The following is a 21067-nucleotide window of genomic DNA, read 5'->3' as shown; positions in this document are numbered from 1 at the left end:
CGCGCCCCCAACCCGCTTTCCGCCATCCGGCCGGCGAGGCGGCGCCGCCTGTCGCGCGCCCCCGCCGTCCCCTGGGAGCCAGGCCTTCCATGAGCCTTTCGCACACCGCCCCGCGCCGCGCGCCCGCGCGCGCCGCCGCCGGGCCCTCCGACCTCTACCGCGCCGTCTGGCGCTGGCATTTCTATGCCGGCCTGCTGGTGCTGCCCTTCCTGATCCTGCTGGCCGTGACGGGCGGGGTCTATCTGTTCCGCGCCCAGCTCGACCCGCTGATCCATGCCGATCTCATGCGGGTGGAGGCGCGCGCCACGCCGTCCCGCCCGCCCTCCGAGCAGGTGGCGGCGGCGCTGGCCGCCAGCCCCGGCACGGCCTTCCGCTACATCCCGCCCGCCGCGCCCGATGCCGCCGCCGAGGTGGGGATCAAGGCGCCGGACGGGGCCCGCACCGTCGTCTATGTCGATCCCCACGAGGCCCGGGTGCTCGGCAGCCTCTCCGACAAGGGCACCGCCATGGGCTTCGTCCGCCGGCTGCACAGCCTGGCGGTGGCCGGCCCGCTGGCCAATGCGCTGATCGAGGTCGCCGCCGGCTGGACCATCCTGCTGGTGCTGACCGGCTTCTATCTCTGGTGGCCGCGGCGCGCCGGAACCGGCGGCGTCGTTACCCTGCGCGGCCGGCCGCGCGAACGCGTCTTCTGGCGCGACCTGCATGCCGTGACCGCTGCCGCCATCGGCGGCGTGCTGCTGTTCCTGGCGATCACCGGCATGCCCTGGTCGTCGGTCTGGGGCCGCTACGCCAATGAATGGGCCAACGGACACAATTTCGGCTACCCGGCGGGGCTGCGCGTGGCGCTGCCGATGTCGGACGAGCACCTGGCCCATGCCGGCCCGACCAGCTGGAGCCTGGAACAGGCGCGCCTGCCGCTCTCGGCCGGCGAGGGCCAGCCGATCGGCCTGGACGCCGCCGTGGCGCGTTTCGACGCGCTGGGCCTGGCGCCGGGCTACGTGGTGGCCCTGCCGGGCGGCCCGCAGGGCGTCTTCACCGGCTCGGTCTATCCGGCGGAGCTGGAGCGCCAGAGGGTGATCCACCTCGACCAGTATTCCGGCCAGCCGCTGCTCGACATGAGCTACGCCGACTACGGGCCGCTCGGGCGGCTGCTGGAATGGGGCATCAACATCCATCTCGGCCAGCAATGGGGGCTGGCCAACCAGCTCGTGCTGCTCGCCGTCTGCCTCGTTACGGTGGCCTTCTGCGTCGCGGCGGCGGTGATGTGGTGGAAGCGCCGTCCGGCCGGGCGCCTCGGCGTGCCGCCCCTGCCGCATGAGGCCGGGGTGCTGCGGGGCGTGGTGGCGCTGCTGGCCCTGGGGGGCGTGCTCTTCCCCCTGGTCGGGCTGTCGCTGCTGGTGATGCTGGGGGCCGACCTCCTGCTGACCCGGCGCCGCCGGCCGCGCGCCGCGCGGGCCTGAACGCCGTGGAGACGCGGCGCCTCAGCCGGCGAGGCGGCGCAGCGTCTCCGGGCAGCCCTGGCCGCCGAAGAACTGCTCCAGCGCGGCGCGGAACTCCGCCTCCGGCCGCGCCGCGTCGAACAGCGTCATGCAGGAGCGGAACTTCAGGTCGTCCGGGCTGCCGAAGATCTCGTGCGCCGTGCGGGCCCGCTCGACATTCACCAGGGCGGTGCAGTCCTGCAGGCGCGGCCCCAGCACCGGATGCGCCAGATAGGCCCGCGCCTCGTCGAGCGAGGCGATGGCGTAGTGCTGCGCCATCTCGCTGCGCCCGAGGCCGGCCAGCTGCGGAAAGACGAACCACATCCAGTGCGTGCGCTTGCGCCCCTCGGACAGTTCGCGCAGCACCTGGGGCATGACCGGAGCCTGCGCCTCGAGGAAGCGGGCGAGGCCGAAGGGGTCCACCGTCCCGGTCGCGGGGCCGGTCATGGCGCCGGCTCCAGCCGCAGGACGCGGCCGCGCGATTCGTCGGTCAGCAGGTAGAGCAGGCCATCCGGGCCGGCCACCACATGGCGCAGCCGCGTCTGGCCCCAGAGCAGGCGCTCCTGCCCGGTGATGCGGTCGCCCTCCAGCGTCAGCCGCATCAGCCCGGCGCTGCTCAGCGTCGCCAGGAAGAGGTTGCTGCGCCAGCCAGGGAAGGCCGCGCCCTCGTAGAAGGCGGCGCCGGAGGGGCTGATGGAGGGCGTCCAGTGCACCAGCGGGTCCTGCATGTCCGGCCGCGAGCTGCCCTCATGGATCGGCAGGCCGCTATAGGCCCGGCCATGGCCGACCACGGGCCAGCCGAAATTGGCGCCGGGGCGGACGATATTGACCTCATCGCCGCCACGCGGCCCCATCTCGATCTCGAACAGCGTGCCGGTGGCGGGGTTGAAGACCAGGCCCTGCGGGCTGCGGATGCCATAGGCGTAGATCTCGGGCCGCACGCCCGCGCGGCCCTGGAAGGGATTGCCGGCGGCCGGGCGGCCGTCGCGCTCCAGCCGCAGCAGCTTGCCGGCGAGGTCGTCCAGGCGCTGGGCCCGCTCCGGCTCCGACTGGCGGTCGCCGCTGGTCAGGAACACCTTGCCATCCGGCGCGAAGGCGATGCGGCAGCCGTAATGCCCGTTGCCGGACTGCGCCGGCGTGGCGTCGAGGAGGGGCTGGACGGTGTCCAGCGCCCGGCCGTCGGCGGCGAGCCGCGCCCGCGTCAGGCGCATGACGTTGCCGCCCTGGATCCGCGCCGCCTGGCAGAGATAGATCTCGCGGGTCGTGGCGAAATCCGGGGCCACCTGCACATCCAGCAGCCCGCCCTGCCCGGCGGCCGCCACCGCCGGCAGGCCGGAGAGCGGTGGAGAGACGGCGCCGTCGCGCCCGATCAGCCGCAGCCGGCCCGGCCGCTCGGTGACCAGGAGCCGGCCATCCGGCAGGAAGGCGGCCCCCCACGGGTGCTCTAGCCCGGCGGCGAAGGTGGTGACGCGGAAGCGCGCGGCCTCGCTCTCCACCACCTCGCCGCCACCGCGCAGACCCTCGGCGCAGGCCGGGGTGGCCAGCAGGGCCGCCAGCGCCCCGGCGAGGACCAAGGCACCGCGGCGACGAAGGCCCCGGGCGGCCGTCAAGGCACTACTTGCCCAGCGCGCCGGCGAGCCAGTCCTTCAGCGCGCTCTTGGGCAGGGCGCCGACCTTGGTGTCCACCGGCTTGCCATCCTTGAACAGGATCATCGTGGGAATGCCGCGCACCGCGTACTCGTTCGGGGTGCCGGGGTTCTCATCGATATTGACCTTGGCGATGGTCAGCTCGCCTTCGTAGTCCCGGGCGATCTCGTCCAGGATCGGCGCCACCATGCGGCAGGGGCCGCACCATTCGGCCCAGAAATCAACCAGAACGGGGCCGGAGGCCTCCAGGACGTCCTGCTTGAAGCTCTCGTCGCTGACGGCCTTGGTGAGTTCGCTCATCGATGGATTCCTATCGCAGCCCCGAGGGAGCATCCTCCGGGGCGCCCGCAGGCGGCGGGCGCGGTCCCGCTACAAATCGTGTCGGCCGGGCATCCGGTCAAGCGGGTCGCCGCCAAGCAGGTCGCCGCTCAGCGGGTCGCCGCTCAGGGGCGGAAGCCGCCGATGTCGCGGCGCAGCGCATCCGCCCGCCCCGCCCGCGTCACCTCCCAAAGGGGATTGTCCACCGCCAGGCGCTGGCCACCGTCCCGCTGCACCGGGCGGATCACGGCCCCGCCCACGGCCCGGCTGCGGCGGCCGAAAAGCTCCAGCGGTACGCGGATGTAGAGGCCCTTGTCGAAGGAGCCCTCGCCGAAGCGCGCGGCGGAGACGTTGGTCAGGGTGAAGAAGCCGCCGATCTCGATGCCGCTGTCGAAGCGGCGCCCCACCTCCACCGTGCCGCCCCAGTCGCCGGCCAGGTAGCGGCCGGCGCGCAGCACGCCATAGAGGTTCCACCAGGGAAGGTCGGCATAGAGCGAGGCGTGGCCGGTGGCGACGCTGTAGCCGAGGAAGCCGAGCTTCTGGTCATATGCCCGCTGCGCCACCCAGTTCAGGTCGAGGCCGAGGGCGAGGCCGCGCTCCTGCGGCCGCCACAGCACCTCGCCCGACAGGCCGCCGAACATCGGCTCCAGATAGCCCGCCGAGGCGCGGGCGAAGACATCCGGCGCCAGGTTCCAGATCCGCTCGCCATAGAGGGCGGTGATCGCTGTTTGGCCTTCCCGGGCATAGTGCGCGTAGTCGCTGCGGACATGCGGCAGGCGGCTGTCGGACGGCAGGCCGCCGGAGAGATTGCCGAGCAGGGCCTGCTGCACCCCGCCGGCCAGCGCGAAGCCGGCGCCGAGGGAGAGGCGCGCGCCCGCCCCGATGCCGGCCTGCCAGCGCAGCGTCCGGCTGGGATCGCCCAGCTGCAGCGCGAGCGTCGGCGCGACGGTCCAGTCCAGGGCCGGGCTGGCCAGGGAGGGACCGGCGGGATGCAGGGTGCCGGGCGGCAGGGCGGCGTCCGGCGGCAGGAGGCGGCTGGCCAGCCAGGCCTCCTCCGGGCTGCCGGCGGGGCCGCGCGCCGCCTCCAGCGCCGCCCGCGGCACCTCCAGCACGGCGATCTCGACGCCCATCTGCCACCAGCGCAGGCGCAGCAGCGCGACCTCCGGCGGCAGGGCGGCCTGCACCGCGCCGAGCGCCAGCGCCGCCATCTGCGCCGGGGTGCGGGCATCGCCGCCTTCCAGCGCGATCTCGGCCAGCATCCCCTCCCGGCGGAAGGCGAGCGGGCGGAACCCGGCCTGATCCAGCCCGGCGAAGACCGCGGCCGCGACCTCCGCCTCGCCGGCGGGCGCCGCGCCGAGGGCGGCGCCCCGCGCCGGCAGCGGCGGCATGGGCGGCGGCGGCAGGCGCGGAGGGTCGGCCGGGTTCATCCGCAGCGACAGGCGGAAGAGCAGGTCCGTGCCGTGCACCCAGTGCAGCCCGGCATCCATCCAGCCGTTCGACCATTGCAGGCCGAGGTTGACGCGGGAGGCCGCCTCCCCCCGCGAATCCACCCGCCGCGCCGGCCAGCCGCCGCGCTCGTCGCGCAGGGCGTCGCCGTTCCATTCGGCCTTGGCACGCAGCCCCGCCACCGGGCCCCAGGGCGTCGGCAACGGCGGCACCGACCATTCGAGGCCGAGGAAGGGCGCCATCTCCTCGCCGCGGAACCAGTTGCGCTGCACCGTGCCGCCGCGCCCGACATCGCGCGGCCGGTCCCGGAAATGGCCGCTCAGCGAGGCCAGCGGACTGTTCCATTCGCCGCCCGTGCCGAGCCGCCCCCAACCCAGCCCGGCGGTCAGGTCCAGCCCGTGCCACCGCTTCGAGGCGACGAGGTATTCGCCGGCGTAGAGGCCGGTGCCGATGAAGTCCTGCAGGCCGACCGCGACGGCCGGCAGCCATTCGCTCTCCTCGACCAGCCGCAGCTTCAGGTCGAAGGAGCGGTCGGTGGTCATGCCCTGGCCGGTGGTGGCGTTCAGCCGCTCGCTGACCCGGAAGGTGGTCTCCAGGAAGGGCAGCGCCTGGAAATTGACGAACCAGAAGCGGCGCTGGTGACGCAGCGCGCCGCCCAGCTCGACGGTGCCATCGTCGCGCATCCGCGCGTTGCGGGTCTCGATCAGCCCTACCCCGCCCCAGTCGCCGCCGCTGGGCGGCACCTCCTCGGCCCGGACTGGCCCGACCCTGGCCGGGGCAGCGGCGGCGGCCAGCAGGAGCCCCGCCAGGCACAGGCGATGAGTCATCTTCACAATGGCGTGATTCTAGCCTGGGTTGCATCGTCCCGCCATCGGAAAGCCCATCGGGACGCCGCCTGGGACGCCATCGCTTGCGCGTGGATGGACAAGCCGGGGGGCCGCCCCAAGAATGCCGCCCATGACCTTCTCGCTTCTCGGTCGCTGCGCCCGCAGCGGCCAGTTCGGCGCTGTCGCCACCACCTCGGGCCTCGCCATCGGCGCCCGCGTGCCTTTCCTGGCGCCGGGGCTCGGCGGCGTACTGACCCAGCATCGCACCGACCCCCGCCTCGGCCCGCGCGGCCTCGACCTGCTGCGCAGCGGCTGCGATGCCGGGCAGACGGCCGCCGCGCTGGAGGCCAGCACGCCGGATTTCGGCTGGCGGCAGATCGCCGTGATCGACGCCGCCGGCCGCACCGCCCACCGCGACGGCGCCTGGGTGAAGCCCGCCCGCGGCGCAGCGCATGGCCCGGATTGCGTCGCCATCGGCAATATCCTGGCCGATGAGGGGGTGCCCGCCGCCATGGTCGCGGCCTTCCTGGCCTCGCCCGCATCGCCGCTGGGCGACCGGCTGGTGGCGGCGCTCCGGGCCGGCGAGGCGGCGGGTGGCGAGGGCCGCCCGCTGCTCTCCGCCGCGCTGCTGATCGTCGGGCGCGAGAGCTTCCCCTATGCCGACCTGCGCGTGGACCGCGATACAGATCCGATCGGTGCCCTCGCCAGCCTCTGGCACGACTACGCCCCGCAGGCCGACGACTATGTCCTGCGCGCCGTCGATCCCATGACCTTCAGCCCGACCTGACCGGGGACCCTCCTGCCATGCCGATCCCGAACCGTATCGCCGACTTCGTGCCCGAGATGACCGCCTGGCGGCACGACTTCCACGCCCATCCCGAACTCGGCTTCCAGGAGACGCGCACCAGCGAGGCCGTCGCCCGCCTGCTGGAGGGGTGGGGGATCGAGGTGCATCGCGGCCTCGGCCGGACCGGCCTCGTCGGCGTGCTGAAGGGCCGCCAGGCGGGGGGCGGCAGCATCGGTCTGCGCGCCGACATGGACGCGCTGCCCATGCCGGAGATCAACGACTTCGCCCACCGCAGCACCAACCCCGGCGCCATGCACGCCTGCGGCCATGACGGCCACACCGCCATGCTGCTCGGCGCCGCCAAGTACCTGGCCGAGACGCGCAACTTCGCCGGCACGGTGCACTTCATCTTCCAGCCCGCCGAGGAGGGGCTGGCCGGCGCCCGCGCCATGATCGAGGACGGGCTGTTCGACCGCTTCCCCTGCGATGCGGTCTACGGCATCCACAACGACCCGACCATGCCGCTCGGCCAGGTCCGCGCCGTCGCCGGCGTGGTCATGGCGGCCTCGGATTCCTTCGGCCTGACCGTCCGCGGCCGCGGCGGGCATGGCGCCATGCCGCACCTCGCCATCGACCCGGTGCTGATCGGCGCGCAGATCGTCGGCGGGCTGCAGGCCATCGCCAGCCGCCGCGCCGATCCGCTGGCCAGCGTCGTCGTCTCGGTCACGCAGTTCCACGCCGGCAGCGCCGACAACGTGATCCCCGACGAGGCCGAGATCCGCGGCACGGTGCGCACGCTGACGCCGGAGATGCGCGACATGGCCGAGCGGCTGATCGGCGAGATCGCCACCGGCACCGCCGCGGCGCACGGCGCCGTGGCCGAGCTGCGCTACAACCGCCGCTACCCGCCGACCGCGAACCATGCCGAGCAGACCGAGCGCGCGGCCGCGGCGGCGGCCGAGGTGGTGGGCGCGCGGAACCTGCTGCGCGAGGCGCCGCCGGTGATGGGCGGCGAGGACTTCTCCTTCATGCTGGAGAAGCGGCCGGGCGCCTTCCTCTTCGTCGGCCAGGCGGAGGGGGCGAAGGGCGCCACCTCGGTGCACCACCCGGCCTATGACTTCAACGACAACCTGCTGCCGATCGGCGCCGGCTACTTCGCCCGCCTGGTGGAGCGGGAACTGGCGGGCTGAGCCGCCGCCGGGAGGGGGCGGGCCCCCTCCCGCGCCGCCCTGGAGCATCTTCCGTTCGCACGGGCTCACGGCATACGCTCCGGCCATTTGTTCTTGCGAGCATCTTCACCCGATCCAGTGATGCCACCGGATCGGGATCTGCTCTATCGCCCGACGGCCTCCCGGACGATCGCCGGCACGTCCCGCTGCGCCGCCGCGCGGGCCTCGGGATGACCGCCGACATGCGGGCCGAGCGCCACGCAGTCGTCGGTATAGGCGAAGGTCCGCCCGGTCGCGGTGTTGATCAGCACGCCCGGCCGGCGCTCCTCGATGCTGCAATCCCGCACCGACTGCGACCGCGCGGCGCGGCTGTGCGTGTCGGAGAGCGGCGTGTCGAAGCCGTGATGCGCGCCGGGATAGCTGGTGATGGTGACATCCGCGCCAGCCGCGCGCAGCCGCTCCACCTGGGCGGCGCAGCTGCGGAGCGGGTTGTAGTCGTCCGCCTCGCCATGGATCAGCCGCACCGGCCGCGCCACCAGCTTCGTGTCGTCGATGTAGCGCGTGGCGCAATCCGGGTAGAAGGGGATGTAGGCGGCGAACTGCGCGCCGCTGTGGTTCCACAGGCGGTGGAAGCGCTCCATCGCCGCGTAGAAGGCGGCCTGCCCGCCGCGCGAGAAGCCGATCAGGATGATGCGCTCGGGATCGACGCGCGGGTGTCTGGCCAGGATGTCGAGCGCGCCATAGATGTCGAGGATCAGGTTCAGCCGGCCGAGCCTCGCCTGGTCGGCGCTGGTGCTGACCAGGCCGCGCCCGGTGAAGCCGTCGATCGCGAAGGTCGAGACGCCCTGGGCGTTCAGCAGCCGCGACCACATCTCGATATTCGGCCCGATGCCGCCCGAGCCATGCATCAGCACCGCGACCGGCCGCCGCCCTTCCCCCTGGCTCTCCCCCTGGGCGATGCGGAACTCGCCCGCCACCGTGACCGGCGTGCCGGCCCGCGCGGCGCCGCGCAGGAAGTCGGCGTCGCTCATCGTGCGGGAGGCGTAGGGGTGCAGTTCGACACGGGCGGCGATGGCGGCCCGGTCGTCGGGCGCCGCCGCCGCGGTGGCGTCGGTCACGGGAGCGGGCGCCTGACAGGCCGTCAGGAGCAGGGTCGCGAGCGGCAGCAGGGCCAGGGCCATGCGGCGGGCGGGTCTGGGCATCGTCATCCTCCTGGATCGTCCTTTGGGCCGGCGCGGTCCGTGCCGCCATGTCCGGCCAGCTCCATGAGAACGGCCAGGCCCTAGCCTGGCAAGCCGCGCCCGACCCTCAGGCCGCGCGCCGCCGCGCCGCCAGTGCCCAGAGCTTCGGCCCGACCAGCCCGATCAGCGCCAGGATCAGGATGCAGAGCGAGACCGGACGGGTCAGGAAGGTGGTCCAGTCGCCCTGGCTGATGGTCAGCGCCTGGCGCATCGCCTGCTCGGCCATGGGCCCCAGGATCATGCCGATCACCACTGGCGCGGTGGGAAAGTCGAAGCGCCGCATGAACATGGCGATGATGCCGATGCCGTAGAGCAGCATCAGGTCGACCACGCTGTTGCTGATGCCATAGGTGCCGATGGTGGCGAAGACCAGGATGCCGGCGTAGAGCTGCGGCGTCGGGATCTTCAGGATGCGGGCCCAGAGCCCGACCAGCGGCAGGTTCAGCACCACGAGCATGATGTTGGCGATGTAGAGCGAGGCGATCAGCGTCCAGACCAGCTCGCCCTGCGTGGTGAAGAGCATGGGCCCCGGCTGGATGCCGTAGGACTGGAAGGCGGAGAGCATGATCGCCGCCGTGGCCGAGGTCGGCAGGCCGAGGGTGAGCATCGGCACCAGGATGCCGGCGGCGGCGGCGTTGTTGGCGGCCTCCGGCCCGGCCACGCCCTCGATGGCGCCCGTGGTGCCGAACTCGTGCCGGTGCTCGGGCTTCACCAGCTTCCTCTCGGCGTAGTAGCTCAGCATGGTCGGCATCTCGCTGCCGCCGGTCGGCATCACGCCGAAGGGAAAGCCGAGGCCGGCACCGCGCAGCCAGGGGCCGATGCTGCGCTTCCAGTCCTCCTTCGACATCATCAGCCGCCCGACCTCGCGCACCTCCTGCCGGCCCTCGACATGGCGCCAGGCGAGGTAGAGCGTCTCGCCCACCGCGAAGAGCGCGACCGCGACCAGCACGACATCGACGCCGTCCAGAAGCTCGGGGATGCCGAAGGTCAGGCGCGGCTGGCCGGTCTGCAGGTCGATGCCGATCAGCCCGATGGTCAGGCCGAGGCCGAGCGAGGCCAGGCCGCGCAGCGCCGAGCCGCCCAGCACCGCCGAGACGGTGACGAAGCAGAGGATCATCAGCGCGAAGTACTCGGCCGGGCCGAGCTGCAGGGCCAGCTCGACGACGATCGGGCCGAGGAAGGAGATGCCCAGCGTGCCGATGGTGCCGGCGACGAAGCTGCCGATGGCGGCGGTGACCAGCGCCGGCCCGGCACGGCCGTTCCGCGCCATCTTGGCGCCTTCCAGCGCGGTGATGATGGAGCCGCTCTCGCCCGGCGTGTTGAGCAGGATCGAGGTGGTCGAGCCGCCGTACATGGCGCCGTAGAACACGCCGCAGAACAGGATGAAGGCGCCGGTGGCCGAGACCTGGAAGGTGATCGGCAGCAGCAGGGCGATGGTCAGCGCCGGGCCGATGCCCGGCAGCACGCCGATCGCGGTGCCGAGGAAGCAGCCGAGCAGCGCCCAGCCGAGATTGGTCAGCGTCAGCGCGTTGCCGAAGCCGAAGGCCAGTCCGCTCCAGACGTCCATGGCTCAGAGGATCCCGTCGAGGATGCCGGCGCCGATGTTCACGCCGAGCAGCTTGTCGAAGGCCAGGAAGGCGCCGAGCGTCACGGCGAGGCCGATGGCGAGGTCGCGCAGCGGATGGCGGCTGCCGAAGCCCATGGCGACCAGCACGAACTGCGCCGTGGCGGCGAAGACGAAGCCCAGCGTGTCGATCAGCGCCAGGTTGGCCACCAGCCCGGCGCCGACCAGCCCGAGGGCGCGCCAGTTGACCGGCGGCGCCTCCCGCACCTCCTCCAGCGAGGCGGACCAGCCGCCGCGCAACGCGGTCCCGACCAGCCCGAGGCCGACCAGCGTGACCAGCCCGCCGATCAGGTAGGGCATGAACTTCGGCCCGACCTGGGCGTAGAGCGGCGTGACCGGGATGGCCCAGGCCTGCCAGATGCAGAGCAGGCCGAGCAGCGTCACGAAAAGGCTGGCGGCGAGGTCAGCGCCGCGCTCCGCTGTCCCGCTGGAGGGTGCCATGGTCAGATCAGCCCGATCTCGCGCAGCACCTCGGCGGTGGCGGCCTCGTCCCGCTTCAGGAAGGCGTCGAAGTCGTCGCCGGAGAGGAAGGCGTCGTCCCAGCCCTGGCGCTGCAGCATCTCCTTCCAGGCCGGCAGCGCATGCAGATCCGTGACGAACTTCACCAGCCCCTCGCGCGCCTCGGGCTTGATGCCGGGCGGGCCGAAGACGCCGCGCCAGTTGCCCATGACGATATCGACGCCGCTCTCCTTCAGCGTCGGCACGCCCTCGAGGCTGCGCGTCTCGCCGGTGGTGGCCAGGGCCCGCATCCGCCCGGCCTTGATCTGCTCGGCGAACTCCGAGATGCCCGAGATGCCGGCCTTCACCTGCGCGCCGAGGATCGCCGCCTGGGCCGGGCCGCCGCCGGCGAAGGCGACGTAGGAGGCCTCCTTGGCCGAACGGCCCTGCGACTTCAGCAGCAGGCCCAGGATGATGTGGTCCATGCCGCCGGCGCTGCCGCCGGCCACCGAGGTGCCGCCCGGATTGCTCTTCAGCGCCGCCAGGAAGGCGGGCAGGTCCTTCAGGTCGCTGCTCGCCGGCACGACGATGACGGCGGGCTCGGTGGTCATGCGCGCGATCGGCGTCACGTCCCTAAGGCCGACCGGCGACTTGTTGGCCAGCACCGAGCCGACCATGACGCCGCCGGACACCATGATGCTGCCTTCGCGGCCGCGGCGCTGCGAGACGAAGCGCGGCAGGCCCACCGTGCCGCCGGCGCCGCCGACATTCTCGAATTGGAAGTTGCCGACCATGCCGGCCTGGCGCGCCACCTGCTCGATGGCGCGGCCGAGTCCGTCCCAGCCGCCGCCCGGGCCGCCGGGGATGAAGATGTGCATCGAGGCGTAGCGCTGAGCGGATTGCGCCAGGGCAGATTGCACCAGGGCCGGCGCGCCCCGGGAGGCGCCGAGCCAGGGCAGGACGGCGCCGGCGGCGGCGAGGGTCAGGAGATCACGGCGCAACATGGCTCTTCCTCAGGACGATTTCTTGGCGTTCGAAGTTGCGCGATAACCACACTTCCGGCAAAGCGCAAAATGCGTTTTGGAAACCGCCGGTTGCGGCTTGCGCCACCCCTCCCCGCCCCGCATTCTCCGCCGCGCGGTCTGGGGGTGTGTGCTGAATGCGGCTTTGTCTGGGAATGGTGCTGGCGCTGCTGGCCGCACCCTTGCCGCAACCGGCCGGGCACGGTTTTCCCGGCAGCGTCCTTCCCTGGAGCCTTCCCGCCTTCCGCCCCGCCCTGGCGCAGCGCCCGGCACAGCCGCCCGCCCGGCCACCGGCCCGCCCGGATGCCGTGACGGAGGCGGTGATCGCCAATGAGCTGGGCCTGGCGCTGAGCGAGCTGTACGTCGTGCCGGCCGGCAGCACCGAGCAGGGCGAGGACCGGCTGGGCGCCTCCGACACCCTGCCCTCCGGCGCCAGCCTGCGCGTGCCGCTCGGCCGCGCGCGGCTCTGCCTCCACGACGTGCGCGGCGTGCTGGCCGATGGCAGCGTCGAGGAACGGCGTGGCGTCGATCTCTGCCGCAACCCGAGGCTGACGCTGGGGGATCCCTCGGCACCCCTGCGCGAGGCCGATGTGGTGAACGACACCGACCTGGCGCTCCGTGAATTCTATGCCATGCCGGCCGGCGCGGGGGCACGGGGCCCCGACCGGCTGGGCGCCGAGATCGTGGCCCCCGAGGCCACCTTCCGGCTGCGCCTGGGGCGCGCCCGGCAGTGCCTCTACGACCTGACCGCGGTCTTCGAGGACGATTCGGTCGAGGAGAAGCGGCGTGTCGATCTCTGCCGCCGCAGCCGGGTGAGCTTCGGCGACGCCGCCATCCCCTGGCGCCAGGCGGAGGTCGAGAACGCCAGCGGGCGCGCCATGCGCAATCTCTACGCCGTGGGCCGCGGCACCGCGCCCGAGGGCGCGCCGGAGGGGGCGCGAGAGGGCGGCGGGCCACGCTGGGGCCCCGACCGGCTGGGCGCCACCCTGCTCGACTCCGGCGAGAGCCTGCGCCTGCGGCTGCGCAGCCGGAGCTGCCTCGCCGACCTGCGCGCCGTCTATGAGGACGACGCGGCCGAGGAAAAGAGCGGCGTCGATCTCTGCGATGGCGGCGCCATCCGCTTCGACGGCGGCGGCATCCCGCGCGCGCCCGAGCGCGCCGTCACCCTGGTCAACCGCCACGGCGCCGCGGTGCAGGAGATCTACGCCTCGCCGGTCAATGACAGCGACTGGGGGGAGGACCGGCTGGAGGGGCGGCCGATGGAGCGCGGTGCGCGCACCGAGCTGGTGCTGCGCAGCGCCTGCGAGGCGGATCTGCGCATCGTCTTCGCCAATGGCGGCGCCGAGGAGCGGCGCGGCCTCGACATCTGCGAGAACAGCCTGATCGTGCTGCGCCCGGGCTGGACCCTGGCGGAGCGGCTCGGCCAGGGCGCCGGGCCGGTCGAGCAGGGGCCGCCGCGCGAGGGCAGCGTGCGCTTCCGCAACACCGGCGGCGTGCCGCTGGTCGAGCTCTATGCCGATGCGCCGGGGGCGCCCCGCGGGCCGGACCGGCTGGGCGCCACGGTGCTCGGCCGCGGCGAGACCCTGGACTTCGCCCCGCCCGGCGGGCTGGGCTGCACCGTCCACCTGCGCGGGGTGTTCCGCGACGGGCGGCTGCTGGACCGGCCGGATTTCGACCTCTGCGCCGGCACCGAGGTGAACCTGCCATGATCCGCGCTCGTCTCCCCATCCTGCTCGGCCCCCTTCTGCTCGGCCTTTGCCTCGCCGGCCTCGTCCCGCCCCAGGGTGCCCGGGCGCAGCCGGCCGCGCCCGCCGCCGAGGCGCCGCCGCTGGCCACCCCGGCGGGGCTGCGCGGGGCCTGGTTCGCCGGCGACTGCGCCGCCCCCGGCGCCATGCTCCAGGTCACCGCCCGCGCCGTGGCCCGCCTGCCGGCCGATGGCCCGGCCCGGCTGGTGCGCTTCACCGGCATGCGGCAGGCGGAGGGCTGGAGCATCGGCACCGGCCGGGGGGCGGAGGCGCCGCGGATGATGCTGCGCGGCGATCCCGCCAGCCTCGAGAGCGCCGAGCCGGACGCCAAGCTGCGCGATGACCGGTTGCCGGGCGAGACCCCGATCCGCAGCTGGCGGCGCTGCCCCATCCCGCCACCGGCTTTCGCCGCCCGCCATGGCGAGGGTCTGGCCGTGCTCTCCAGCCTGGAGGTGCTGGAGGCGGCCTGCGGCGGTCCGGCCGCCTCCATGGCGGGCTGCATCGCCGCGCTGATGGGCGAGGCGGACGTCTCGGGGGACCGGCTGCTCTCCCCGGCCGAGATCTCGCGCCTGGTGCGCGGCATGGCCTGGGTCCTGGCCGCCGCCGAGGACGCGGCGCCCGAGGCGCTTGTGGCGGCCGGAGGCGGCGGCGTGATCGCCGGCATGGCCGTCGCCCGGCTGACGCTGGAGAGCCTGGACTATGATGGCGACGGCAAGCTCTCCGCCACCGAGCTGGCGCAGGACCGCAGCAGCTTCAGCCGCGCCACCGGCAGCGAGGCCGGGCGGCCGCTGCGGCTGGAAGGGGTGCAGGAGGGCATGAGCCTGATGCGCAGCCTTCTGGACAGCCTGTTGCTTGAAGATTAACTTTCTGGCGATTCGTTTCGCGGTGCATCATAAATGATGCGCGGCCGGCCCGATCTGCGATAGGAGGGTTGGTTTCGGGAGGCGCAACTCTCACGCCCCCCATCGCGACGATGGAGCCCGCGCAGCATGTCCCCGCCCCCAGCCCCTCCCGGGCGCTGCGCCGTCCTGTTGCAGACGCACTTCTACAACCCCTCGCTCGCCCGCGTGTTCCGCAAGCTGAAGGCCGAGTGCCCGCCCGGCTATGACGCCTTCGTGCTGCTGCACACGCCGAGCCGCAAGGGCATCCCCGCCCGGCTGGAGCGGGAGCGGCATCATGTGGCGCTGACCGCCGAGTGTCGCCTGCCCGCCTACGGGCGCAAGGCCGGCATCGACGCCGAAGGCCGGATGGTGCCCGGCTGGAGCGTGCGCGACGACGGCCACTCTGACCTGATGCCGCTGCATTTCCACGCCCGGCATCCGGAATACGATTACTACTGGATCATCGAGTACGACGTCCGCATCTCCGGCTCCTGGACCCGCTTCCTGCAGCATTTCGAGAGTTCGGCCGCGGATCTGCTGACCACCACGGTGCGCAGCGGCGCGGAGCACCCGAACTGGCTCTACTGGGACACGCTGCGCACGCCGCCGGCCGTGCCGCCCCTGGCGCCGGAGGACCGCCTGTGCTGCTTCCTGCCGGTCTACCGGCTCAGCCGCTCCGCCATGCAGGCGATCGACCTCGCCTATCGCCAGGGCTGGGCCGGCCATGCCGAGGTCACCCTGCCGACCATCCTGCGCCAGGCCGGGCTGACGGTGGAGGATCTGGGCAGCGACGGCCACTTCGTGCGGGCCGACAACCGGGGCCGCTGGTACAGCAACGCGCCCCAGGACCTCGCCGGCACCGCCGGCAGCTTCGTCGCCGCGCCGCCGCGCTTCGTCATCGGCCGCCAGCCGGACATGCTGTGGCATCCGGTCAAGCCGCTCGGCCCCATGCTGATGGACAAGCTGCGCAAGATCCCCGCCCGGCTGCGCGGCCTGCTCCCCCGCCTCGGCGTCGGGCGCCGCCGGGCGCTCGCCGCGGAGCAACCGAAGCTCCCCGGCTGAGGCCGGCGCTCAGCCATCCGGCCGGGGCAGCGCCGGCGCGACGCCGGACCCCAGCATCAGCGCGCCGGTGACGGGGCCGAAGCCCATGGCGCCGCGGGCGAAGAACCGCTTCAGCGGCGGCATCCGCTCCACGGCGGCGAGGCCGAGGCGGCGCGCCAGGCGGAGCGGCGGCAGGCCGTTGCCGAACAGCCGCTCCAGCGCATGGGTCGCGCCCAGCATCAGCATGGCATCCGGCCGCCGTGCCGCCTGATAGCGGGCCAGCAGGCCGGGAGCGCCCGGGTCCCCGCCCAGCCGCACCGCCTCGATCACCATCTCGGCCAGGGCGGCGACATCGCGGAAGCCGAGGTTCAGCCCCTGACCGGCGATCGGATGGATGCCATGCGCCGCGTCCCCCACCAGGGCAAGGCGGGTATCGGCATAGCGCGCCGCCTGCATGGCGGTCAGCGGATAGGACCAGCGGCGGCCGATCGGCGTGACGCGGCCGAGGTGATCCCCCATGCGGCGCTGGATCTCGTGCCCGTAGGCGGCATCCGGCAGCGCCAGGAAGCGCTCGGCCAGATGGCGCTTCTCGGACCAGACGATGGCCGAGGCGTTCGGGTGGTCGGGCGTCGGCGCCAGCGGCAACTGGGCGAAGGGGCCGTTCGGCAGGAACTGCTCCAGCGCCGTGCCCCCGTGCGGCCGCTCATGCGCGATGGCGCCGACGATCCCGGTCTGGTGGTAGTCGAAGCTGGCGGCACCGATGCCGGCCTGCCGGCGCAGGGGCGAGCGCCGCCCCTCGGCCGCCACGACCAGCCGGGCGCGCAGCCGCTGCCCCGTCGAGAGGCGGATCTCCACCCCGGCCGGCCCGCGTGACACCTCCGCCCGCGCCGGGGCGAGGACCGTCAGATGCGCCAGCGCCGCCATGCGGGCATTCAGCGCCATGCGCAGCGCCCGCGCCTCGACCATCCAGCCGAAGGGCCCCTCCCCCGTCTCGGCGGCGTCGAAATGCAGCGCCATCCGGCTCGCGCTCTCCCCCGGCCGGCCATCGGCGCAACGGATGCGCTCGATTGGCCCCGGCGCCCAGGGCAGCAGCGGCCAGACCCCAGCCGCCTCCAGCAGGTTGCGGCTGGTGAGCGCGATGGCATAGGCGCGGCCATCGAAATCCGGCAGTTCCATGGGCGGCAGCGGCGCGCTGTCCACCACCGCGGCCGTCACGCCATGCGTGGCCAGCACGGTGGCCAGCGTGGCGCCGACCGGCCCGGCGCCGATGATGCAGACATCCACCGCGCGCGGCGGGGCCTCGGGGGATGCGGGGTCGCTCTGGGTCATGGCCCATGATGCCGCCTCGGACCCGGCGCCGGAAGGCCGGGGCGGGAACAAGGGCCGGCGAGCGCGACAAGCAGGCGCATCTGCCTAAATTCCGGGCATTCGGAGGTACCTGGCTTGGCCTTGAGGGTCCTGGCGCCTGTTACGCAGTGTGGCACGCCGCTCGCATTGGCGGCTTCGGCTACGCGGATAACAGAGGGGGCCGCAGCGCATGAAGCTGGTGATGGCAGTCATCAAGCCCTTCAAGCTGGACGAGGTGCGCGAGGCGCTCACCCCGCTCGGCGTGCAGGGGCTGACCGTGACCGAGGTGAAGGGCTTCGGCCGGCAGAAGGGTCAGACCGAGATCTACCGGGGCGCGGAGTACCACGTGTCCTTCCTGCCGAAGCTGAAGATCGAGGTGGCGGTGCCCGACGACATGGTGGACGCGGTGGTCGAGGCCATCGCCAACACCGCCCGCACCGGCAAGATCGGTGATGGCAAGGTCTTCGTCCTCGATGTGGAGCGCGCGCTCCGCATCCGCACCGGCGAGACCGACGATTCGGCGCTGTGACCGCGCGCCCCGAGACCCAGAAGCCCGAGAAGCAGAAGAAAGTGGAACCGAGGATCATGCGAATCCTGGCACGCGGCGCATCCGCGTCCCTCGCCGTCCTGCTGCTGGCCGCGCCGGCCTTCGCGCAGGAGGAGGCCACGGTCAACGCCGGCGACACCGCCTGGATGCTGACCAGCACCGCCCTGGTGCTGATGATGACCATCCCGGGCCTGGCGCTCTTCTACGCGGGCATGGTCCGCAAGAAGAACGTGCTGGCCACCATGATGCAGTCCTTCTTCCTGGCGGCGCTGTGCAGCGTCATCTGGATGGTGGCCGGCTACAGCATCGCCTTCGGTGAGGGCGGCGCCTATATCGGCGACCTGTCGAAGGTCTTCCTCTCGGGCGTCGCGGCGAACTGGGACCAGCCCTTCACCCTGGGCAGCGGCGACGGCGCGGTGGCCTTCACCGTGCCCGAGACCGTCTTCATCATGTTCCAGATGACCTTCGCCATCATCACCCCGGCGCTGGCCACGGGCGCCTGGGCGGACCGCGCCAAGTTCTCGGCCGTGGTGGTCTTCACCATCCTCTGGTCGCTGCTGATCTACAGCCCGGTCGCGCACTGGGTCTGGCATCCGAACGGCTGGATCTTCGGCCTCGGCGCGCTCGACTTCGCCGGCGGCACGGTGGTGCACATCAATGCCGGCGTGGCGGGCCTGGTCGGCGCCGTGGTGCTCGGCAAGCGCATCGGCCTCGGCACCGAGAACATGTCGCCCTACAACCTGTCCCTGGCCGTGATCGGCGCCGCCCTGCTGTGGGTGGGCTGGTTCGGCTTCAACGCCGGCTCCGCCGCGGCGGCCGGCGGACGCGCCGGCATGGCCATGCTGGTGACGCAGATCGCCGCCGCCGCCGCCACCCTCGCCTGGGTGTTCGCCGAGTGGATGCTGAAGGGCAAGCCCTCGGTGCTGGGCGCCATCTCGGGCGCGGTGGCGGGCCTCGTCGCCATCACCCCGGCCGCCGGCTTCGTGCTGCCCTTCCCGGCGCTGATCATCGGCGTCGTCGCCGGCCTCGCCGGCTTCTGGGGCGCCACGGCGCTGAAGCACTGGTGCGGCTATGACGACAGCCTGGACGCCTTCGGCGTGCACGGCATCTGCGGCATCGTCGGCGCGCTGCTGACCGGCATCTTCGCCTATGGCCCACTCTCGGCCACGCCGGGCCTGCCGGAAGGCATCGCCGGCTCCTTCGCGCAGTTCATGCTGCAGCTCTACGCGGTGGTCGCGACCTTCATCTTCACCGCCATCGGCACCTGGATCCTTCTCAAGGTGGTCGATGTGGTGATCGGATTGCGCGTCACCGAGGAGGAGGAGCGCGAGGGCCTCGACGTCTCGCTGCACGGCGAACGCCTCGGTTGAGGCCACCGCCCAGGACCGCGACAGGCGCCGGGGGGAGACCTCCGGCGCCTTCTCCATGACCGCCCGCCGATCTCGCGACGACGCCCCGGACGCCGTGCTCTCAGCGCAGGCGCCGGACATTGCCGGCCACCGTCCGGCGGACCGGGCGCAGCGAGGCCTCCGCCACGCCGAGGCCCGCCGTGACGCAGGCGGTGCCGAAGCCGGCGGCCCGGCCCATCGCCCCCGCCGCCCATTCCATCTGCGCCATCGACCATCCCAGCGGCGAGCGGCTGGCGGCGGCGCGCAGCATGGCGCGGTGGGCCGCCTCCATCTCCGTCAGGGAGTATTCCAGCGCGCGCCGGGACAGATCCGCCCCGCCCTGCGCAAGGGCCATGCCGCCGGCCGAGAAGGCCAGCATCTTCTCCGGCACCATCCGCGCCGCCTCGAGGCCGTTGGCGAGCGGCGTGCGGCCCTGCGCCGCCTCGGCGGACAGCCGCGCCTGCACCACCCGGCGCGCCTGATCGAGCGTCGTGACGACGGCACCGGCGTGGCGGAGGGCGCGGGGACCGCTCCTGGGATCGAAGGTCATCGGCGGCCTTTCCGGAAATGCGCGAAGCAACAATCGTAACGCGCCGGCCGCCGCCGGGTTGTGCGCCGGCGCTCAACCCGGCTCGCGCAGCTGCGGATTGTCGAAGACCGGCGAGCGGTACGCCGCAAGCGCCGCGCCGAGGGCATCGGCCAAGTCCCGCTGCTCGGGCTCGGAGAGGTAGCGGCCGATCGCCACCCGGCGGCCGCGCTGCCGGAGTGCCAGCCCCTCCCGCTCGCTCCATTCCACCCGGCTCCAGTAGGGGTCGAGCTCCGCCACCTCCAGCCGGCCCCGCCCATCGGTGCGGCGCACCACCAGCCGGCCGGCGCCGAGCGAGACCACCTCCCGCGCCCGGGCCGACCAGCGGTGGTGCAGCAGGACCAGGACCAGGACCAGCAGGGTCTCGACGCCGAGGAAGGGCACCACCGGCCAGGCGCCCAGCACCAGGAAGACGACGCTGCCGATCAGGGCCCAGCCCAGGCACATCGCCGCCAGCAGGGCGAGCGCCAGGGGCCGCAGGCTGCGGTGCGGCACGCTGATCGCCTCGAAGATCAAGGGTTCGGGACTTGCCGTCATCGCCAGGAAACATAGGCTGCTCCGGCACCGCGGCCAGATGGCGGCGGGGCCTTTCTTCTCCCTTGCCGCCCCGCCCGGCGGAGCTCCGCGAGTGCCATGACCGCCAACCCCTCCCGCCGCCGCCGGGCCGCCCCCGCCGGCGCCGCCTCTCCCCCCGCCATGGCCCCGCCCCAGGCGGCACCGGAAGTCACGGCACCGGAAGTCACGGCACCGGAAGTCACGGCGCCCGAGATCACGGCGCCGCCCGCCACCCGCGCCACCCCGCGCGCCAGGCCAGCGCGCGCCACTCCGACGGCCTCGCGGCATGGCTCGGCCGAGGCGCCGCGCCGCGCCCGGAAGATGTCCGCCGCTCAGGCCGCCGCCTTCGTCCGCGCCCTCGCCGCCCACAACCCGGCGCCGCGAACCGAACTGAACTACACCTCCCCCTACACGCTGCTGGTCGCGGTGGCGCTGTCCGCCCAGGCGACCGATGTCTCGGTCAACAAGGCCACGGCCACGCTCTTCCCGCTGGCCGACACGCCGCAGAAGATGGTGGCGCTGGGCGAGGCGGGGCTGGCCGAGCACATCCGCCGCATCGGACTGTGGAAGGCCAAGGCGCGCAATGTCATCGCCCTGTCGCGCCTGCTGATCGAGCGGCACGGGGGCGAGGTCCCGGCGGACCGGGCGGCGCTGGAGGCCCTCCCGGGGGTCGGCCGCAAGACCGCCAATGTCGTCCTGAACGTCGCCTTCGGCGAGGAGGCCATGGCGGTGGACACGCATATCTTCCGCCTGGGCAACCGCACCGGCCTCGCCCCCGGCCGGACGCCCCGCGCGGTGGAGGACGCGCTGATGAAGCGCGTCCCGCCCGAGCTGCTGCGCGACGCGCATCACTGGCTGATCCTGCACGGGCGCTACATCTGCAAGGCGCGGCTGCCGGAATGCTGGCACTGCGTGGTGCGCGACCTGTGCAACTACGGCGACAAGGTGCTGTGGCCGCCGCCCCGCGCGGCGTGAGCGCC

Annotated in this window: 20 protein-coding genes; 9 read left to right on the top strand and 11 right to left on the bottom strand. The window is 73.3% G+C overall.

Annotated elements, in window-relative coordinates; all coding sequences use genetic code 11:
• Positions 1-89 precede the first annotated feature (89 nt).
• The gene (locus ACF3NH_RS11135) at positions 90-1460 is read left to right on the top strand and encodes a PepSY-associated TM helix domain-containing protein (RefSeq protein ID WP_422922849.1); all 1371 of its coding nucleotides are present in this window, start codon (positions 90-92) and stop codon (positions 1458-1460) included.
• Between the two features lie 21 nt (positions 1461-1481).
• On the opposite strand, the gene ACF3NH_RS11130 is transcribed toward ACF3NH_RS11135, so the two are convergent.
• The 4 genes from ACF3NH_RS11130 to ACF3NH_RS11115 all read right to left on the bottom strand — a co-directional run bounded on the left by ACF3NH_RS11130 (position 1482) and on the right by ACF3NH_RS11115 (position 5716).
• Complete coding sequence (locus ACF3NH_RS11130; RefSeq protein ID WP_198366306.1) at positions 1482-1925, bottom strand: DUF1810 domain-containing protein; 444 nt, start codon at positions 1923-1925, stop codon at positions 1482-1484.
• Positions 1922-3088: a PQQ-dependent sugar dehydrogenase gene (locus ACF3NH_RS11125; protein ID WP_232477099.1), complete on the bottom strand. Its 1167-nt coding sequence runs from the start codon at positions 3086-3088 to the stop codon at positions 1922-1924. Before ACF3NH_RS11125 ends, ACF3NH_RS11130 begins: the two co-directional genes overlap by 4 nt.
• A gap of 4 nt (positions 3089-3092) precedes the next feature.
• Positions 3093-3425 carry a thioredoxin TrxA gene (gene trxA, locus ACF3NH_RS11120; RefSeq protein WP_198366305.1) on the bottom strand — a complete coding sequence of 111 codons (333 nt, stop codon included), beginning with the start codon at positions 3423-3425 and terminating at the stop codon, positions 3093-3095.
• 143 nt (positions 3426-3568) lie between these two features.
• Entirely contained in the window at positions 3569-5716 is a 2148-nt protein-coding gene (locus ACF3NH_RS11115) for a YjbH domain-containing protein (RefSeq protein WP_422924777.1), read from the bottom strand.
• Positions 5717-5846: 130 nt separating this feature from the next.
• On the opposite strand from ACF3NH_RS11115, the gene ACF3NH_RS11110 reads away from it, so the two are divergent.
• Positions 5847-6503 (top strand): DUF1028 domain-containing protein, encoded by a 657-nt coding sequence (locus ACF3NH_RS11110; RefSeq protein WP_422922848.1) that lies wholly within the window; start codon positions 5847-5849, stop codon positions 6501-6503.
• Positions 6504-6520: 17 nt separating this feature from the next.
• Entirely contained in the window at positions 6521-7693 is a 1173-nt protein-coding gene (locus ACF3NH_RS11105) for a M20 aminoacylase family protein (RefSeq protein WP_422922847.1), read from the top strand.
• A 143-nt stretch (positions 7694-7836) separates the two neighbouring features.
• On the opposite strand, the gene ACF3NH_RS11100 is transcribed toward ACF3NH_RS11105, so the two are convergent.
• From ACF3NH_RS11100 to ACF3NH_RS11085, 4 genes are all read right to left on the bottom strand, one after another.
• Positions 7837-8874, bottom strand: coding sequence for a dienelactone hydrolase family protein (locus ACF3NH_RS11100; RefSeq protein ID WP_422922846.1), 1038 nt, complete (start codon positions 8872-8874; stop codon positions 7837-7839).
• Positions 8875-8980: 106 nt separating this feature from the next.
• Positions 8981-10480 (bottom strand): tripartite tricarboxylate transporter permease, encoded by a 1500-nt coding sequence (locus tag ACF3NH_RS11095; RefSeq protein WP_198366301.1) that lies wholly within the window; start codon positions 10478-10480, stop codon positions 8981-8983.
• Between the two features lie 3 nt (positions 10481-10483).
• Positions 10484-10978 (bottom strand): tripartite tricarboxylate transporter TctB family protein, encoded by a 495-nt coding sequence (locus ACF3NH_RS11090; RefSeq protein ID WP_198366300.1) that lies wholly within the window; start codon positions 10976-10978, stop codon positions 10484-10486.
• Between the two features lie 2 nt (positions 10979-10980).
• The gene (locus ACF3NH_RS11085) at positions 10981-11979 is read right to left on the bottom strand and encodes a Bug family tripartite tricarboxylate transporter substrate binding protein (protein ID WP_198366299.1); all 999 of its coding nucleotides are present in this window, start codon (positions 11977-11979) and stop codon (positions 10981-10983) included.
• A 155-nt stretch (positions 11980-12134) separates the two neighbouring features.
• Here ACF3NH_RS11085 and ACF3NH_RS11080 point away from each other — a divergent pair, with 155 nt between their 5' ends.
• The 3 genes from ACF3NH_RS11080 to ACF3NH_RS11070 all read left to right on the top strand — a co-directional run bounded on the left by ACF3NH_RS11080 (position 12135) and on the right by ACF3NH_RS11070 (position 15685).
• Complete coding sequence (locus ACF3NH_RS11080) at positions 12135-13706, top strand: hypothetical protein (protein WP_198366298.1); 1572 nt, start codon at positions 12135-12137, stop codon at positions 13704-13706.
• Complete coding sequence (locus ACF3NH_RS11075) at positions 13703-14605, top strand: hypothetical protein (protein WP_422922845.1); 903 nt, start codon at positions 13703-13705, stop codon at positions 14603-14605. Before ACF3NH_RS11080 ends, ACF3NH_RS11075 begins: the two co-directional genes overlap by 4 nt.
• A 126-nt stretch (positions 14606-14731) precedes the next feature.
• On the top strand, positions 14732-15685 hold the full coding sequence (locus ACF3NH_RS11070) for a DUF3405 domain-containing protein (RefSeq protein WP_422922844.1): 954 nt from the start codon (positions 14732-14734) through the stop codon (positions 15683-15685).
• Between the two features lie 9 nt (positions 15686-15694).
• On the opposite strand, the gene ACF3NH_RS11065 is transcribed toward ACF3NH_RS11070, so the two are convergent.
• On the bottom strand, positions 15695-16993 hold the full coding sequence (locus ACF3NH_RS11065; protein ID WP_422922843.1) for a UbiH/UbiF/VisC/COQ6 family ubiquinone biosynthesis hydroxylase: 1299 nt from the start codon (positions 16991-16993) through the stop codon (positions 15695-15697).
• A gap of 208 nt (positions 16994-17201) precedes the next feature.
• On the opposite strand from ACF3NH_RS11065, the gene ACF3NH_RS11060 reads away from it, so the two are divergent.
• The gene (locus ACF3NH_RS11060; protein ID WP_198366294.1) at positions 17202-17540 is read left to right on the top strand and encodes a P-II family nitrogen regulator; all 339 of its coding nucleotides are present in this window, start codon (positions 17202-17204) and stop codon (positions 17538-17540) included.
• Positions 17541-17596: 56 nt separating this feature from the next.
• Positions 17597-18928, top strand: a complete 1332-nt coding sequence (locus ACF3NH_RS11055; protein WP_198366293.1) for an ammonium transporter — start codon at positions 17597-17599, stop codon at positions 18926-18928.
• 100 nt (positions 18929-19028) lie between these two features.
• On the opposite strand, the gene ACF3NH_RS11050 is transcribed toward ACF3NH_RS11055, so the two are convergent.
• Entirely contained in the window at positions 19029-19496 is a 468-nt protein-coding gene (locus tag ACF3NH_RS11050) for a hypothetical protein (protein ID WP_198366292.1), read from the bottom strand.
• A gap of 72 nt (positions 19497-19568) precedes the next feature.
• Positions 19569-20069: a DUF2244 domain-containing protein gene (locus ACF3NH_RS11045; RefSeq protein WP_198366291.1), complete on the bottom strand. Its 501-nt coding sequence runs from the start codon at positions 20067-20069 to the stop codon at positions 19569-19571.
• 339 nt (positions 20070-20408) lie between these two features.
• Here ACF3NH_RS11045 and nth point away from each other — a divergent pair, with 339 nt between their 5' ends.
• On the top strand, positions 20409-21062 hold the full coding sequence (gene nth, locus ACF3NH_RS11040) for an endonuclease III (protein WP_422924775.1): 654 nt from the start codon (positions 20409-20411) through the stop codon (positions 21060-21062).
• Positions 21063-21067: the final 5 nt, after the last annotated feature.

Source organism: Pseudoroseomonas sp. WGS1072, assembly GCF_049340465.1.
Lineage (GTDB): Bacteria > Pseudomonadota > Alphaproteobacteria > Acetobacterales > Acetobacteraceae > Pseudoroseomonas.
The sequence above is the reverse complement of the archived record's forward strand: the minus strand, read 5'-3'. Positions and strand labels throughout refer to the sequence as shown.